The sequence below is a fragment of the Flavobacterium sp. HSC-32F16 genome (genome assembly GCF_024171645.1).
Classification (GTDB): Bacteria; Bacteroidota; Bacteroidia; order Flavobacteriales; family Flavobacteriaceae; genus Flavobacterium.
The window spans coordinates 1316119-1329837 of the sequence record NZ_JALKAC010000001.1 but is presented as its reverse complement, the minus strand read 5'-3'; the positions used below and the strand labels follow the sequence as shown (position 1 = coordinate 1329837).

Annotated in this window: 13 protein-coding genes and 1 pseudogene; 5 read left to right on the top strand and 9 right to left on the bottom strand. The window is 33.1% G+C overall.

Annotation, left to right across the window (positions count from 1 at the left end; all coding sequences use genetic code 11):
- Positions 1–47 precede the first annotated feature (47 nt).
- A complete protein-coding gene (locus tag L1276_RS05870; protein ID WP_253786096.1) occupies positions 48–1508 on the bottom strand; it encodes a TonB-dependent receptor in 1461 nt (486 codons plus the stop codon).
- A 90-nt stretch (positions 1509–1598) separates the two neighbouring features.
- On the opposite strand from L1276_RS05870, the gene L1276_RS05865 reads away from it, so the two are divergent.
- From L1276_RS05865 to L1276_RS05855, 3 genes are read left to right on the top strand one after another with little or no spacing between them, the layout of a single operon-like run.
- Positions 1599–2363 (top strand): MBL fold metallo-hydrolase, encoded by a 765-nt coding sequence (locus L1276_RS05865; protein WP_253786095.1) that lies wholly within the window; start codon positions 1599–1601, stop codon positions 2361–2363.
- A 12-nt stretch (positions 2364–2375) separates the two neighbouring features.
- Positions 2376–2879 carry a hypothetical protein gene (locus tag L1276_RS05860; protein ID WP_056206355.1) on the top strand — a complete coding sequence of 168 codons (504 nt, stop codon included), beginning with the start codon at positions 2376–2378 and terminating at the stop codon, positions 2877–2879.
- Between the two features lie 45 nt (positions 2880–2924).
- A complete protein-coding gene (locus L1276_RS05855; protein ID WP_253786094.1) occupies positions 2925–3350 on the top strand; it encodes a hypothetical protein in 426 nt (141 codons plus the stop codon).
- 48 nt (positions 3351–3398) lie between these two features.
- Here the strand turns inward: L1276_RS05855 and L1276_RS05850 are convergent, their stop codons facing one another.
- The 5 genes from L1276_RS05850 to L1276_RS05830 all read right to left on the bottom strand — a co-directional run bounded on the left by L1276_RS05850 (position 3399) and on the right by L1276_RS05830 (position 8606).
- Positions 3399–3995: a hypothetical protein gene (locus tag L1276_RS05850; protein WP_253786093.1), complete on the bottom strand. Its 597-nt coding sequence runs from the start codon at positions 3993–3995 to the stop codon at positions 3399–3401.
- A gap of 85 nt (positions 3996–4080) precedes the next feature.
- Positions 4081–4725 carry an alpha/beta hydrolase gene (locus tag L1276_RS05845; RefSeq protein WP_253786092.1) on the bottom strand — a complete coding sequence of 215 codons (645 nt, stop codon included), beginning with the start codon at positions 4723–4725 and terminating at the stop codon, positions 4081–4083.
- 221 nt (positions 4726–4946) lie between these two features.
- Positions 4947–5273: a hypothetical protein gene (locus tag L1276_RS05840; RefSeq protein ID WP_073483046.1), complete on the bottom strand. Its 327-nt coding sequence runs from the start codon at positions 5271–5273 to the stop codon at positions 4947–4949.
- 4 nt (positions 5274–5277) lie between these two features.
- A complete protein-coding gene (locus tag L1276_RS05835; protein WP_253786091.1) occupies positions 5278–6528 on the bottom strand; it encodes a dihydroorotase family protein in 1251 nt (416 codons plus the stop codon).
- A 149-nt stretch (positions 6529–6677) separates the two neighbouring features.
- On the bottom strand, positions 6678–8606 hold the full coding sequence (locus tag L1276_RS05830) for a BatA and WFA domain-containing protein (protein ID WP_253786090.1): 1929 nt from the start codon (positions 8604–8606) through the stop codon (positions 6678–6680).
- A 246-nt stretch (positions 8607–8852) separates the two neighbouring features.
- Between L1276_RS05830 and L1276_RS05825 the strand changes: the two genes are divergently transcribed.
- Complete coding sequence (locus tag L1276_RS05825; RefSeq protein WP_253786089.1) at positions 8853–9965, top strand: lactonase family protein; 1113 nt, start codon at positions 8853–8855, stop codon at positions 9963–9965.
- 124 nt (positions 9966–10089) lie between these two features.
- On the opposite strand, the gene L1276_RS05820 is transcribed toward L1276_RS05825, so the two are convergent.
- Positions 10090–11442: a DEAD/DEAH box helicase gene (locus L1276_RS05820; protein WP_253786088.1), complete on the bottom strand. Its 1353-nt coding sequence runs from the start codon at positions 11440–11442 to the stop codon at positions 10090–10092.
- A 273-nt stretch (positions 11443–11715) separates the two neighbouring features.
- On the opposite strand from L1276_RS05820, the gene L1276_RS05815 reads away from it, so the two are divergent.
- Positions 11716–12330: a hypothetical protein gene (locus L1276_RS05815; protein WP_253786087.1), complete on the top strand. Its 615-nt coding sequence runs from the start codon at positions 11716–11718 to the stop codon at positions 12328–12330.
- A gap of 49 nt (positions 12331–12379) precedes the next feature.
- On the opposite strand, the gene L1276_RS05810 is transcribed toward L1276_RS05815, so the two are convergent.
- Positions 12380–13144 (bottom strand): TIGR02757 family protein, encoded by a 765-nt coding sequence (locus L1276_RS05810; protein ID WP_253786086.1) that lies wholly within the window; start codon positions 13142–13144, stop codon positions 12380–12382.
- A 14-nt stretch (positions 13145–13158) separates the two neighbouring features.
- A pseudogene (locus L1276_RS25315) lies at positions 13159–13608 on the bottom strand (ABC transporter ATP-binding protein); the annotation flags it as partial.
- Positions 13609–13719 lie beyond the last annotated feature (111 nt).

The window sequence follows — 13719 nt, the reverse complement described above, 5'->3', positions numbered from 1 at the left end:
AGAAAACCTAAAACAAAAAAAAAGTCCCAATAATGGGACTTTTTTTTTTAAGCATTTTCTTCCAGTTCTTTTTGCGGATGATACCCAAAAAGATGGTGTTCTTTTATAATTTCCGGAATTCCAGGCGGCAGCATATGTTCCCAGCCTTTTTTTCCTTGATTGATCATTTTTAAAACCTCGCGAGAGAAAACCTCGAGATTATTTGGATCATAATCTGTAACGTCAACTACTTTTCCGTTAAATTTAAAGAATTTGTAAAGTTCTTTCATTCTTGGGTGAACCTTTAAGTTAGTTGAGTTCATCAATACACCATTATCATCCAGCATTGGATAAAGGAAAACCTTCATGTCGCGATAGAATAATTTTCCAAAAGCTTCCAGAATTCCACCACTTAAGTGACGGTAATATTTCTCGTCAAAAATATCAACAAGGTTATTTACCCCCATTGCCAATCCCATACGGGCTTTAGTATAATTGGCAAAATATTCAACCACTTTATAGTATTCCTGAAAATTCGAGATCATAACTGTTTGACCAAGCGAACAAAGTAGTTCTGCTCTATCCATAAAGTCGCGTTCATCAATTTCACCATCAGAACGTAAATTTGAAAGCGTAATTTCAAAAACAACTAAAGTATTGTCTTTTTCAACTTTATTTTCTTCAAGGAACATTTTCAACGATTTCTCGTACATGTCCATATTTACTTTTGTAACCGGACGGAAACTTCCTCTTAAAGCCAAAAGATTCTTTTTGTATAAAATGGCAGCCGGTAAAATGTTTTTTCCTTCAGGATTAAACATTACGGCATCTGTCATTCCGTTTTTAACCAATTGTAAACTCATCAAACGATTGTCTACATCAGCAAATCGAGGCCCGGAAAAGTTAATTGTGTCGATCTCTAACTGATCTTTGTCTAAGTGATCGTATAAATAACGCAGTAAACGTTTTGGGTCATTATATTTATAAAAAGCACCATAAATTAAGTTTACACCTAAAATTCCTAGTGTTTCTTGTTGTAATCTGGCATCGGTTTCTTTAAAACGAATGTGAAGAATAATTTCGTTATAAGCCTCGTCTGGTTCAATTTGGTATCGGATTCCAACCCAGCCGTGTCCTTTAAATTGTTTGGCAAAATCTATTGTTGCTACTGTATTAGCGTAGCTGAAAAAAAGTTTATTAGGGTGTTTTTCTCTGCTTAGACGTTCTTCGATCAATTCTCCTTCAAACGTAAGCATTTTTTTTAGTCGGTTTTCAGTAACATATCTTCCGTCACTTTCAATCCCGTAAACAGCATCACTAAAATCTTTGTCATAAGCCGACATCGCTTTTGCAATCGTACCTGAAGAACCTCCGGATCTGAAAAAATGCCTAACTGTCTCTTGTCCAGCGCCAATTTCAGCAAATGTTCCGTAAATATTCTCATTTAAATTAATGCGTAACGCTTTGTCTTTTATAGAAGGAATCTGTTCGATGACCTTGTCACCTTTGAGTTTTATTTCTGTACCCATTTTATTTTAAATAGATTTGTTACAAAGTTAGTAAATTAGGGTTCTAATGAAAGAGAAATAATCCTATTTTTGTAAAAAAATTAAGTTCAATTGAAGGTCTATTTTTTAGGTACTGGTACTTCTCAAGGCATTCCGATCATCGGAATCGATCATCCCGTTTGCAAAAGCACTGACGCTAAGGACAAAAGGCTCCGCGTATCCATTTGGATCACGTGGGACGATCACTCATATGTAATCGATTGCGGTCCTGATTTTAGACAGCAAATGCTCTCTTGTGGATGCCGCAAGCTAGATGCTATTTTATTCACACACGAACACGCAGATCATACTGCTGGTTTAGACGATATTCGTCCGTTTAATTTCCGCCAAGGCGAAATACCAATTTATGGGCATAAACGTGTACTGGATAATTTAAGACGTCGTTTTGATTATGTTTTCGAAACTGTAAACAAATATCCGGGCGCTCCAAGTGTAAAAACAATCGAAGTCGAAAACAATTATCCTTTTGCTGTGGGTGATAAAATGGCCATTCCTATAAATGCCATGCACGGAGATTTACAGGTTTTTGGATATAGAATCGAAGATTTTGCTTATTTAACCGATGTAAAAACTATTGAACAAGCCGAAATTGATAAATTGAAGGATTTAAAAGTTTTAGTTGTAAATGCGTTGCGCGTTGAACCGCACGACACGCATTTCAGCTTGCAGGAAGCACTTGATTTTATTGAACTTGTAAAGCCTGAAAGAGCTTATTTAACGCATATAAGCCATGTTTTAGGTTTTCATGAAGAAGTGCAGCAACAACTTCCGGACAATGTTTTTCTGGCCTACGATAATTTAGAAATTACAATTTAATTATACCACAAAATGAAAAAATCCTTAATGCTTTACCTTTTTATCCTTGCGATATTAATGAATGTTTTTACTTATATGTTTTACAGCCGAGAAGTTAAATTTGGTGAAGAAAGATATGAGAAAACAACTAAAAAGCTAAGAGACAGTATCAATTTAGTATCAGCTAAATTAGCCGATGCAGATTATTTTTCTTTGGAGCACAATGAAAATGCACAAAATTATTTTGATAACAGCGCTTCAGGAGGAAAAGTAATTTTATTCGAAAAGCTGATTCCGGTTGTAACCGAAAAACTTTTAGATTTCAATGCTAATCCAAAAGGGAATCCATATACAGGACAAGATCAAATAGGTCCGAACAAATTTATTATTAATAAAGTAAAAATCTTAAACCACCGTTGGATTATCGCAGATTACAGTAACGGAGAATTATGGGGAGAAGTCTTGTTAAAATACTTTGTTGATAACGATGATAACATTACCTTTGAAGTAAATCAAACTTGGTTATATCAAAAATAGGATTTTATAATCCTATTTTTTTTGACCGTTAAATTAAATAGGATTATGAAAAAGATGTTTTTGTTTTTGATTATTGCAAGTACGTTTTCTTGCGCCAAAAAAGTTTCTCAGGAAAATGTAAGTAAAACTTCTGAAGAACCAAAAAAAGAAGTTTCTGTGGGCGGAGATGCTGATTCTCATGGTTGTAAAGCTTCGGCTGGTTTCACTTGGTCAACTCTTAAAAAAGAATGTATTCGAATTTTTGAAGGAACTAAGTTGTCACATTTTGATGATGGAAAAACGTATACCACTGCAGCATATGTAATTTTTGATGGAAACAAAGCTGAACTTTTTCTGGATACTCAAAAAGAATCTATTATTTTGGAAAGAAAATCTGAAGGTGATTCCTGGGTTAACGGCGATTGGCAATTGATTCCTTGGAAGGGATATGTTTTGAAAAAAGATGGAAAAATTCTTTATACGGGAGTGTAATTTAGTATTCAGTCGCGGTTTTCAAGATAAACTGCGACTGAAAATCTTTTATTTGTGATTGTCAAAAAAGTCTCTTATTGATTTCGAAGTTTCTTCAGGATTTTTTAATTGCAGAAGTTCTCCATTTTCATCTATTGTAAAAATTCCTTTGAATACTTCCGGCATTATTTCATATTGCTCGTTTACCTTCTGTAAAGTTTCTCGAAAACAATCGTAGTGATATCTTTCAAGAAGATAAGGTAAGGCATTTTTCCCTCTTAAGAGTTCATATTCTTGATAATTATAAGGCGTGCTTTCCTGTCTTTTTTTTAATGTTGCATTGAATTTATGCAGTAGCTTTTCTATTTCTTTTTCAGATATAAATTTTGTAAGTCCGCGAAGCGCATATATCTTCATGTCAAGATATCGTTCTTTTTTATACGCAATATTAAAGAAGTCTTTTAGTTCTGGAAACTCAAAATTGTAAAGCAATTTTAAAATTTTATTTCTTACATTCAGTTCTTTAGCATCATGGTAAATTCTAACTAAATGCACAAAGTTGACATTATCAATATATTTTTCGTCAATTGAAAATAAAGCATCAATGAATTTACCATTTCTGATATTAGCTTTTTCGTCGGTAAGTATGGATGGAAAATTACTCATTATTTTTCCTTTCAAAAATAAGAATGATTTTCTTATTTATTGTGTAATTCTAAAACCTAAACATTAAAATACTGAACACTGAATATTAGCCAACCAGCCAATTCTTAAAATCAAAGAAATTTTGCGGAGCAACTCCGTGCCCAACTGGATATTCTTTGTAAGTGACAGGAATATTTAATTTTTCTAAAATTGCGGGAGTTTTTCTAGCCCATTCAATTGGAATAACCTGATCTACAGTTCCGTGTGAGGCAAATATTTTTAGGTTTTTAAAGTCGTTGTTTTCAAAACCTTCTTTGATAATTTCTTCATTAAAATAACCACTCATTGCCACAACTCGCTGAATTTTTTCAGGATAAGAAAGTGCAACAGAATAGCTTAAAATAGAACCCTGGCTAAAACCAATTAAAGTTACATTGTTTGCATCAATAGGATAATTTGCCGCTAACTCATCAATAAAAGATGCGATTGTATCTCTTGAAGTTTTAGCTTGTTCATTATCTGAAAATTTATTCTGATCTGCATCAAAATTGATGGCATACCAAGCGTAAGCGCCATATTGCAAATCATAAGGTGCTCTCGCCGAAATGATATAATAATTGTCTGGAAGTTCAGAAGCAAATGAGAATAAATCCGCTTCGTTGCTGCCGTATCCGTGCAATAAAAGCAATAACGGATTTTTATCTAAAATTACTTTTGGTTCTTGTATTTTATATTCTAAAGATAGATTCATTTTTTTTAGTGTTCAGTGTTCGGTTTTTTTAGTGTTCAGTTTTAAACTTTGACTAAGCTTATTGATATTATTATGAAAAATCTGTTTTTATCCGCGTTTTTGCTTGCAAATCTGCGTCATCCGTGTTCAAAATTTATACGCTGATAAAACAGATTCGCTAAAGCGAAAACGCTGATTTCAACGGATTTTTTTTTTGGAATTTCAAAATTTCGAATTTTCTTTTATCCTATAGATTTTAGCAATTTCTGATATAAGCCGCCAACTAAAGGCATTGGTCTTGTTTGGCCTTGTATTGCGCTAAAAATTCCATAAGTCCATAATACTGACATACAAATCCACATCGGAAAAGTAATCAAATAACTGTCAAAAGGGCTAATGATTAAGGCTAGTGAAATAAAAGTAATCGATAGTCCTGCGGACTGACGAATATGAAAAGACGCAAAACTGTTTTTGTTTTCAGAATTCATAGACATTGCAATCAAAACGCCAATAATTAAAATGTAACTGGTAATAGCGATTGATTTTCCTTCTTCGATTGTATTGTTCATTGTATTATTTTGTAACAAGTTGATTTTGATTTAAAATTCCGTACACATAACCTTTAAGTTCAGTTCCTAAAAAAGCAGAATTTTTAGATTTTGAAAGAATATTTTCTTTCGCAAAAGTTGATTTTCCTTCCGGAGTAAAGAAAGTAAGGTTTGCTTTTGCACCTTCTTCGATTGTATTGTTTTCAAGACCAAAAACAGTTCTTCCCGAAGTTAGTTTTGCAATTACAGTTTCCAGCGGTAAAACCGTCAATAATACTCCAAAAGCACTTTCTAAACCAATAGTTCCATTTTTCGCTGTATCAAATTCCATTTTCTTGAATTCAATATCAATTGGGTTATGGTCAGAAGTAATTGTATCGATAGTTCCGTCGGCAATTCCGTTTAGTAAAGCCTGTCTGTCAACTTCAGTTCGCAATGGCGGCGTAACTTTAAAACGCGTATCAAAACCGTCTAGTTTTTCATCGGTTAAAACCAAATGATGTACAGAAACACTTGTTGTTATGTTTAAACCTTTTGCTTTAGCTTCTCTAATTAATTCAACCGATTTTGCTGTAGAAATTGTCGGAATATGAAGTTTTCCTCCAGTATATTCCAGTAAAAATAAGTTTCTTGATATTTGAAGTTCTTCGGCTAGATTTGGAATTCCTTTCAAACCTAATCTTGTTGAAACGATTCCTTCATTGGCAACGCCGTTTCCTTTCAAATTTGGATCTTGCGAATAAGTAATAACCAAACCATCAAAATCCTGAACATATTGCAATGCAATTTTTAGCAAATTAGCATTATCAATACTTCTGTTATAATCTCCAAAAGCAATTGCTCCGGCTTTTTTCATGTCGTAAAGTTCAGCCATATCTTTTCCTTCGCTGGCTTTTGTTAAAGCACCAATTGGGAAAATTTCTGTAGCAAAACCATTTGCTTTATTTTTTACAAAATTTACCTGAGACTGATTGTCAATAATCGGGAAGGAGTTTGGCTGTAAAGCAATTGCTGTAAAACCGCTTTTTGCTGCAACATTTAATCCGTTTGCAATAGTTTCTCTGTCTTCGTAACCTGGTTCTCCAAGAGAAACACTGCTGTCAAACCAGCCTTGTGAAACATGAAGATCGTCAAATCTTACTACTTCTGCGTCATCGTTTGGAAGAGAAACTCCTATTTTTTCAATTAAACCATCTGCAATTAAAAGATCAACAGTCTGGTTATGAAACGGACTTTTTGAGTCGATAATTTTGGCGCTTTTGATGATTATTTTCATATGTAGAGAAATTTATTTTTTTAGTTAAAGATTCTTGCATGTCATTTCGACGAAGGAGAAATCGCATCCAATTTTCCGCTCAGTACGTTCTCAGCATGTGCGATTTCTCCCTGCGGTCGAAATGACATACTAAACGAATAGTCAGAAATCTATTTTACAAATTTTATAACCGCCATTTCTAATGCTAAAAATAACAGTGCAAAGATAACAAACCATTTCCAAATTTGGCTGTCAGTCCGCTCAGTTTGTAAGGTGTTAAAAATGGTCGAAATCGTATCGGCGGTTTTAAAATCAGAAACTACATTTGTATTTACCTGACTCAAATCGCTTTCGGTTCTTTTGTAATTAAAACTCAAATTTTCAATCCATTCTTTTTTATCAAAAACGCTGTAATTTCCAGCTGTTTCAGGGAAATCATTAAACGTTAATTTGACTTTATTATTCAAAATCTGCTGAATCGGAATAAACGAATCTTCAGTTCCTTTTACTTCCAGAATTGCATCTTTTGTCAATAAAACATCCACAAAATATGGTTGATTATTTCCAATTGTTAAGGCATTTACACCCGTTTTTTGATTGTTCTGCGCCATTTTATAAAACAACGGAACAATTAAGGGTGATTGCTGAAAGTTTGAATTTGCTGCATTAATTGGTGCTGAGAATACTGTAATTCCAGCCGTCGGGTTTTGAATTGCCGTTACAAATGTACTTTGATCTTCATAAGATAAAACCGCCGGATATGGACTTGAAATATCAAATGAACTGTTTGTTTTTGGATATTGGAAATTCGTTATTTTATTTTCAAAAACTCCAGAAAATAAAGGATGATCGAAATTAATTTTGGTAATTAACTTGCTTTCTGTTTTAAGATTGTTAAACTGAACTTTTCCAAAATTCCCTAAAAATGAATTGAGGTTTGAAATTGAACTTTTTTCAGAAGGGATTACAACTAGATTTCCACCTTTAGAAACAAATGCCTTTAAAGTCGTTTGTAAAGCCTGTGGAATTTCAACTAATTCATTTAATATTATAGTGTTTTGTTTTTCTAAACTATTATAATCTAAAGAACTGATAGAATAATTATTATAATTGAATTCGGCAGAAGTGTAAATTCTCGATAAGAAATTACTTTTTTCAGGTTCGCCAATGCTGATTACGTTTGTTTTTTTGTTTTTAGAAATACTGAAAAACAACTTGTTATCATAAGTTAAACCATTGTCTTCAATAGAAACATAACCATGGAAAGCTTCTTTTGGAATCGTGAAGTTGATTTTCTTTTTCTTAGCATCAAAATTGATAATTGTTTTGGCAATCAGTTTATTTTGGTTGTATAAAGCAGTCGAAATTGGTTTAAAATCTTCTCCGTAACCTGATAAATTTACACTTATTTCGTAGAAATTTTCTAAAGTCTGATTGATGTAAACGCTGTCAATAGAAACGTTATTTTTTTGTTCAGCTTCGGGAATTATGAAATAGGGTTTTTCTTCAGAATCAATGTTTTTAATATCATTTTCAGTCAAACCAACGGCATCAGAAATAATAACAATATCTTTTTTATGTGCCGATTTATGCGCTTTTACTTTTGCCATAATCGACGAAAGTTCAAAAGGCGTTGCGCTGTATTTTAAATTCTGCAAAGCAGTTTTGGATGATTTTATATCGGTATTCCAGTAATTTTCGGTATTTGTCAATAATGAAAATTGAGCCGTTTCGGGCGTGTTTTCGAGTAATTCCTGAACGGCGCGTTTTAGCAATTCTCCTTTTTTGCCTTTTGCCTGCATACTAAACGAATTGTCTAAGATAATATACATTTCGTTTGAAGCATTTTTGCTGTCTTTAGCCTCAACAAAAGGCTGTGCAAAAGCAATAATAGCACACGTAAGTAATAAAAGACGAGTGGCAAGCAATAATCGTTTTTTGATTTTTGAGCTTTTACGGGTTTGAATCGCCAGTTCTTTCAGGAAACGAACATTTGTAAAATAAGAAGTTTTAAATCTTCGTAATTGAAATAAATGAACCAAAATTGGAACAATCAATAAAAAAAGAAAGTATAGAATTTCGGGGTGTTTAAAATGCATTCTGGCTTCGATTTACTTCGCTACTTTTATTTTTCGCGAAGATGCTGGTCAAAAATACAAATTTTTTGGTTGAACCATATAAGTTCATGTAAGAGATTATAAGTAAAAAATATTTAAGTGTTCTAAAATGAACTTATATCACTTATATGGTGAAAAAACCTTTTTCAAAAATGTAACTTTTCTGGTTTCATTTGTAATGATGTAAAAGATATTATTCCTTATTTTAGCATATTCAAAAAACTAACTATGAAAAAAATATATCTAGTATTATTTTCAGCTTTGGTAGTCACAACTGCAAAAGCTCAAAATAAATTTAATCTTTTGGTTGGTACTTATACCAATACCTGCCAGAGTAACGGAATTTATGTTTACGAATTTGATGCAAATTCGGGTGATTTTAAATTGAAAAATTCTTCAGAAAATGTTGTAAGTCCAAGTTATTTGTCTGTTTCGGCAGATAATAAATTTATTTATGCCGTAAATGAAAACGGAACTCATAGTACCGTAAGTGCATTTGGTTATGATTCTGCAGCAGGAAAAATTAATTTTTTGAATAAAAATGATGCTTTAGGAGCCGATCCTTGTCATTTAATAAATGACGACAAAAATGTAATCGCTGCTAATTATTCTGGCGGAAGTATTGTTGTTTATAAAAAGAATACTGACGGAAGCATTTCTGAAGTACAGCAATTAATTCAGCACGAAGGAAAAGGGCCAAACGCGGCGCGTCAGGAAAAGGCTCACGTACACATGGTTGCTTTTTCTCCGGATAAAAAGTTTGTACTTTCTAATGATTTAGGTTTAGATAAAGTGTTTATTTACAAATATAATCCTGCGTCTAAAAATGAAATTTTAACTTTAAAAGGAAGTGTTGATGTTAAACCGGGAAGTGGCCCAAGACATTTGACTTTTAGCAAAGATGGAAAATTTATTTATCTAGTTCAGGAATTAGATGGTACGCTGACAACTTTCAGCTATGATAAAACCGGAAGTTTAAAAGTAATTGCTGAAACCAGTATTTTGCCAAAAGATTTTAAAGGCGGAACTGGCGCTGCAGCTATAAAAATATCACCTGACGGAAACTTTTTATATGTTTCTGATCGTGTAGATGCCAATGCGATTTCGGTTTATAAAATCCTTAAAAACGGAACTATAGAATTAGTAGAACAACAAAGTACTTTAGGAAAAGGTCCAAGAGATTTTTCTATTGACCCAACAGGAAATTATCTTTTAGTTGGTCATCAATATACAAACGATATTGTTATTTTTAAAAGGGATATCGCAACAGGAAAAATTACAGATACAGGAAAACGAATTCAATTGTGTTCGCCTGTAGGGTTGGTTTTTACGAAAATTTAATTTAAGTTGCTAAGGTTCTAAGATACTAAGGCACTAAGAAAAAAGGCTCAAATATTCTTTGAATATTTGAGCCTTTAAATTTTTTAAAAAACTTAGAACCTCAGTCCCTTAGAACCTTAGCACCTTATTTATTCCCATCTTTCCTCTTCTTATCTCTCGTTTTTAACATATTTCGATTGACAGAACCATGGGTTTTCTTTTTTGTTTTAGAAGGGCCTCCTAAATTGATTTTTTTGTTCTTTTTAGATTTTTCATGAAAAGCTCCGTCTCCTTCGAGTTTTACTTTTTTCATTAAAAACTTAATAGGCTGTTTGTCTTTTTCAGGCTCGATTAATTTTGATGAAATTTCAACTTCTTCAGGAAAATCAGTTATATCGAGTTCAAGGTTCATTAAAACTTCAACTTCAATTTTAAATTCTTCTTCTCTTGGAGTTACAAAACTAATTGCCGTTCCCGTAGCGTCTGCACGACCGGTACGACCAATTCTGTGCATATACAATTCAGGTTCTTCCGGAAGTTCGAAGTTGATTACGTGCGAGATATTAGAAATATCCAAACCTCTCGCCATAATATCAGTTGTAATTAAGCCGCGAAGATTTCCTTCCTGAAATTCGGCCATTGTACTCAAACGGTAATTTTGAGACTTGTTTGAGTGAATTACGCCAAACTGACCTTCAAAATCTTCTTCAATACGTGTGTGAAGCATATCTGAAATCTTTTTATTGTTTACGAAAACCAAAACACGATCCATGCTTTCGTTGTTTTGCAATAAATGTTTTAACAGGTTTACTTTTGTATTGAAATTCGGTACGTTATATGTAATCTGCGTAATTTTTTCAAGCGGTGTTCCAGATGCTGCAAGCGTAACTTCTTCCGGAAAATCAAAATAGTCGTTTAATATATCATCAACTTCATCTGTCATCGTTGCAGAGAACAATATATTTTGACGTTTGGTTTTCATCATCGCCAAAAGGGATGTCAGCTGTGGTCTGAAACCTAAATTCAGCATTTCGTCAAATTCGTCGATTACTAATTTTTGTGTTTCGTCAAAACGAACAACAGCGTCAAGCGCTAAATCCATTGTACGACCGGGAGTTCCAACTAAAATATCTACACCTTCGTAAACGGCTTTTTTTTGTGTATTGATGTTTACTCCACCATAAATTCCCAATGTTTTAACCGACATATATGCGGTTAATTTTTCTACTTCTTCTACAACCTGAACGACTAATTCGCGGGTTGGAACAAGAACAACGATCTTTGGCGTATTGGTGTTTGTAAATTTGTAAAGTTTTAAAAGAGGCAGTAAATAGGCAAATGTTTTACCTGTACCGGTTTGCGCAATTCCCATCATATCTCGTCCAGACATGATTACAGAGAAAGATTTTTCCTGAATTGGAGTAGGCGTAACAAATCCTAATTCGTCAACAGCTTTTTGTAATGATTTTGGAAGATTGAATTTTTCGAAAGTGCTCATTTGCATTAAATTTTGTGCAAATGTACGTTAAAATGACGGTTAGATCACTAAATTTTTCAAATCATCTCCTGATTTTGTTGTTTAATTGTTTGATCTTCAATTTTTAAGATGCTAAATAATAATCCTGTTTATCTTTGTTTACATTCTAAAAAGCAGTAATAAACTAAAAATAAGGTTTTAATTTTTTTTGGATATTTTTGAAAAATTAAACTGAAATTAATTGAATGTGATTCAAAAAAGAAGTTTTAAATTGATACTTAACAAAAAATAGCAATGGGTACTTTTTCGCAAACTAATATTAAATGTAAAGATTTAAACGCTGTAATTGGCAGGTTAAAAAAATATTTACCCATTGGCAGAGAGATATGGCTGGACACTAGAAAAGAATGGTTTTATAATTTGCCTCATGAAGAAAACTCTTCTGTTGAAAGAAATATAACGATAATAGTGTCTCAAAACCAAAACAAGGATTGGGTTGAAGTTGAGTTTGATTTTAATGGGAACTTATATTTTTATGATGAGATTTTAAGACGTATTTCAAAAGAACTGGAATCAGAAATTCTATTAGGATATTATCAGTCAACAGATGGAGAAGGAAGGTTAGCTAAATTTAAGAATGGGCAATTAGAGTTGTCTTTTTATGAAAAATATTTTTATTATCAGTCTAACGGGGACAATTCACCGCCAATAGATAGAATTTATGTTGCAGATAATTTTGGAGTTGCTCATTCAGCTATTGAATCACTTAAAAAAGCAAAATTGGGAGAACATTCATATTTAACGGATCACGAATTTATTTACGAATATTATAAATCAGAAGGCTGGAAAAATGATTTAGGGAAAGATTATTTTGATTGGACTTATTTGCATTTAGAGCAAATAAAATAAAACAAAAAGTGCTGATAACCAATTTAATATTCTTGATTTGTAAAATGATTTAAAATCCTTCAAAAACACCCAGGCCAAACAAAGCAAAATCGTATTTTACAGGATCTGCAGCGTCCATTTTACGAAGTTTTTTGTCTAATTCGGCTAATGCTTTTGCGTCGTTTTGTTTTCGCTCTAAAATGCCTAGTTTTCTGGCTACATTTCCAGAATGGACATCGAGTGGACAAGATAATACGGCTGGAGAAATGGTTTTCCAGATTCCTAAATCGACACCTTTTGTGTCTTGACGAACCATCCAGCGTAAATACATATTGATACGTTTTGCAGCCGAATTATTCAGCGGATCTGAAATGTGTTTTTGAGTTCGGGCTAAATGGTCAATTTCGAAAAAGACCTTTTTGAATTCACTTATGCTTTTTTGTAAGCTGTCTTTTTCCTGATTTTTGGCAAATACTGCTTCTAGTCCGTTATGGTTTTTGTAGATGTGTTGTAAACCTTTAATGAATCCGCCGAAATCTTTTCCGTTGAAAGTTCGGTGAACGAAAGTTTCTAAATCGGCTAAATTATCTTCAGAATGTGACATTACAAAATCGTAAGGCGCATTGCCCATTAATTCCATCATTTTATGTGAATTCTTGATGATCATTTTACGGTTTCCCCAAGCGATTGAAGCGCTAAGGAATCCGGCGATTTCAATATCTTCTTTTTGAGAAAATAAATGCGGGATCTGCACGGGATCGCTTTCGATAAAATCCTGATTGTTATATTGAATGACTTTCTCGTCGAGAAATTCTTTAAGTTCTTTTTGATTCATTTTGAAGCGAATGCTTAATTACTAATCTGGCCATCGACCATAACTAATTTTCTGTCGGCCATATTGGCTAGTTCTTCGTTGTGGGTTACGATTACAAATGTCTGTCCAAATTCGTCGCGAAGCTGAAAAAACAGTTGATGCAGGTTTTCGGCAGAATGTGTATCCAGATTTCCAGATGGCTCATCGGCAAAAATAACATCGGGTTTGTTGATTAAAGCTCTTGCAACAGCAACACGCTGCTGTTCTCCGCCCGAAAGCTCGTTTGGTTTGTGATTGATTCTGTGTGATAAACCTAAATAATCTAAGATTTTTTTTGCCTCTTTTTCGGTTTCTGCTTTTGGTTTATTGGCCATAAAAGCGGGAATACAAACGTTTTCTAAAGCTGTAAATTCAGGCAGTAACTGATGAAACTGGAAAATGAATCCGAGGTTTAAATTTCTAAAATCAGATAGTATTTTGTCTTGTTTACTTTTCTTTCTAAAATATTTGATATAGTAAACAAGCATTGAAATTATAGGTAAAAATAAAGCAGCAACCACTACTAAACGCAAGGTATCATCGAAGACTTTAGTTCT

Coding starts and splice junctions, on each gene's coding strand:
- L1276_RS05810 (WP_253786086.1), bottom strand. CDS start 13,144: ATGAATCAAAAAGAACTTAAAGAATTTCTCGACGAGAAAGTCATTCAA.
- L1276_RS05845 (WP_253786092.1), bottom strand. CDS start 4,725: ATGAATCTATCTTTAGAATATAAAATACAAGAACCAAAAGTAATTTTA.
- L1276_RS05860 (WP_056206355.1), top strand. CDS start 2,376: ATGAAAAAATCCTTAATGCTTTACCTTTTTATCCTTGCGATATTAATG.
- L1276_RS05825 (WP_253786089.1), top strand. CDS start 8,853: ATGAAAAAAATATATCTAGTATTATTTTCAGCTTTGGTAGTCACAACT.
- L1276_RS05820 (WP_253786088.1), bottom strand. CDS start 11,442: ATGAGCACTTTCGAAAAATTCAATCTTCCAAAATCATTACAAAAAGCT.
- L1276_RS05870 (WP_253786096.1), bottom strand. CDS start 1,508: ATGGGTACAGAAATAAAACTCAAAGGTGACAAGGTCATCGAACAGATT.
- L1276_RS05855 (WP_253786094.1), top strand. CDS start 2,925: ATGAAAAAGATGTTTTTGTTTTTGATTATTGCAAGTACGTTTTCTTGC.
- L1276_RS05815 (WP_253786087.1), top strand. CDS start 11,716: ATGGGTACTTTTTCGCAAACTAATATTAAATGTAAAGATTTAAACGCT.
- L1276_RS05850 (WP_253786093.1), bottom strand. CDS start 3,995: ATGAGTAATTTTCCATCCATACTTACCGACGAAAAAGCTAATATCAGA.
- L1276_RS05830 (WP_253786090.1), bottom strand. CDS start 8,606: ATGCATTTTAAACACCCCGAAATTCTATACTTTCTTTTTTTATTGATT.
- L1276_RS05835 (WP_253786091.1), bottom strand. CDS start 6,528: ATGAAAATAATCATCAAAAGCGCCAAAATTATCGACTCAAAAAGTCCG.
- L1276_RS05840 (WP_073483046.1), bottom strand. CDS start 5,273: ATGAACAATACAATCGAAGAAGGAAAATCAATCGCTATTACCAGTTAC.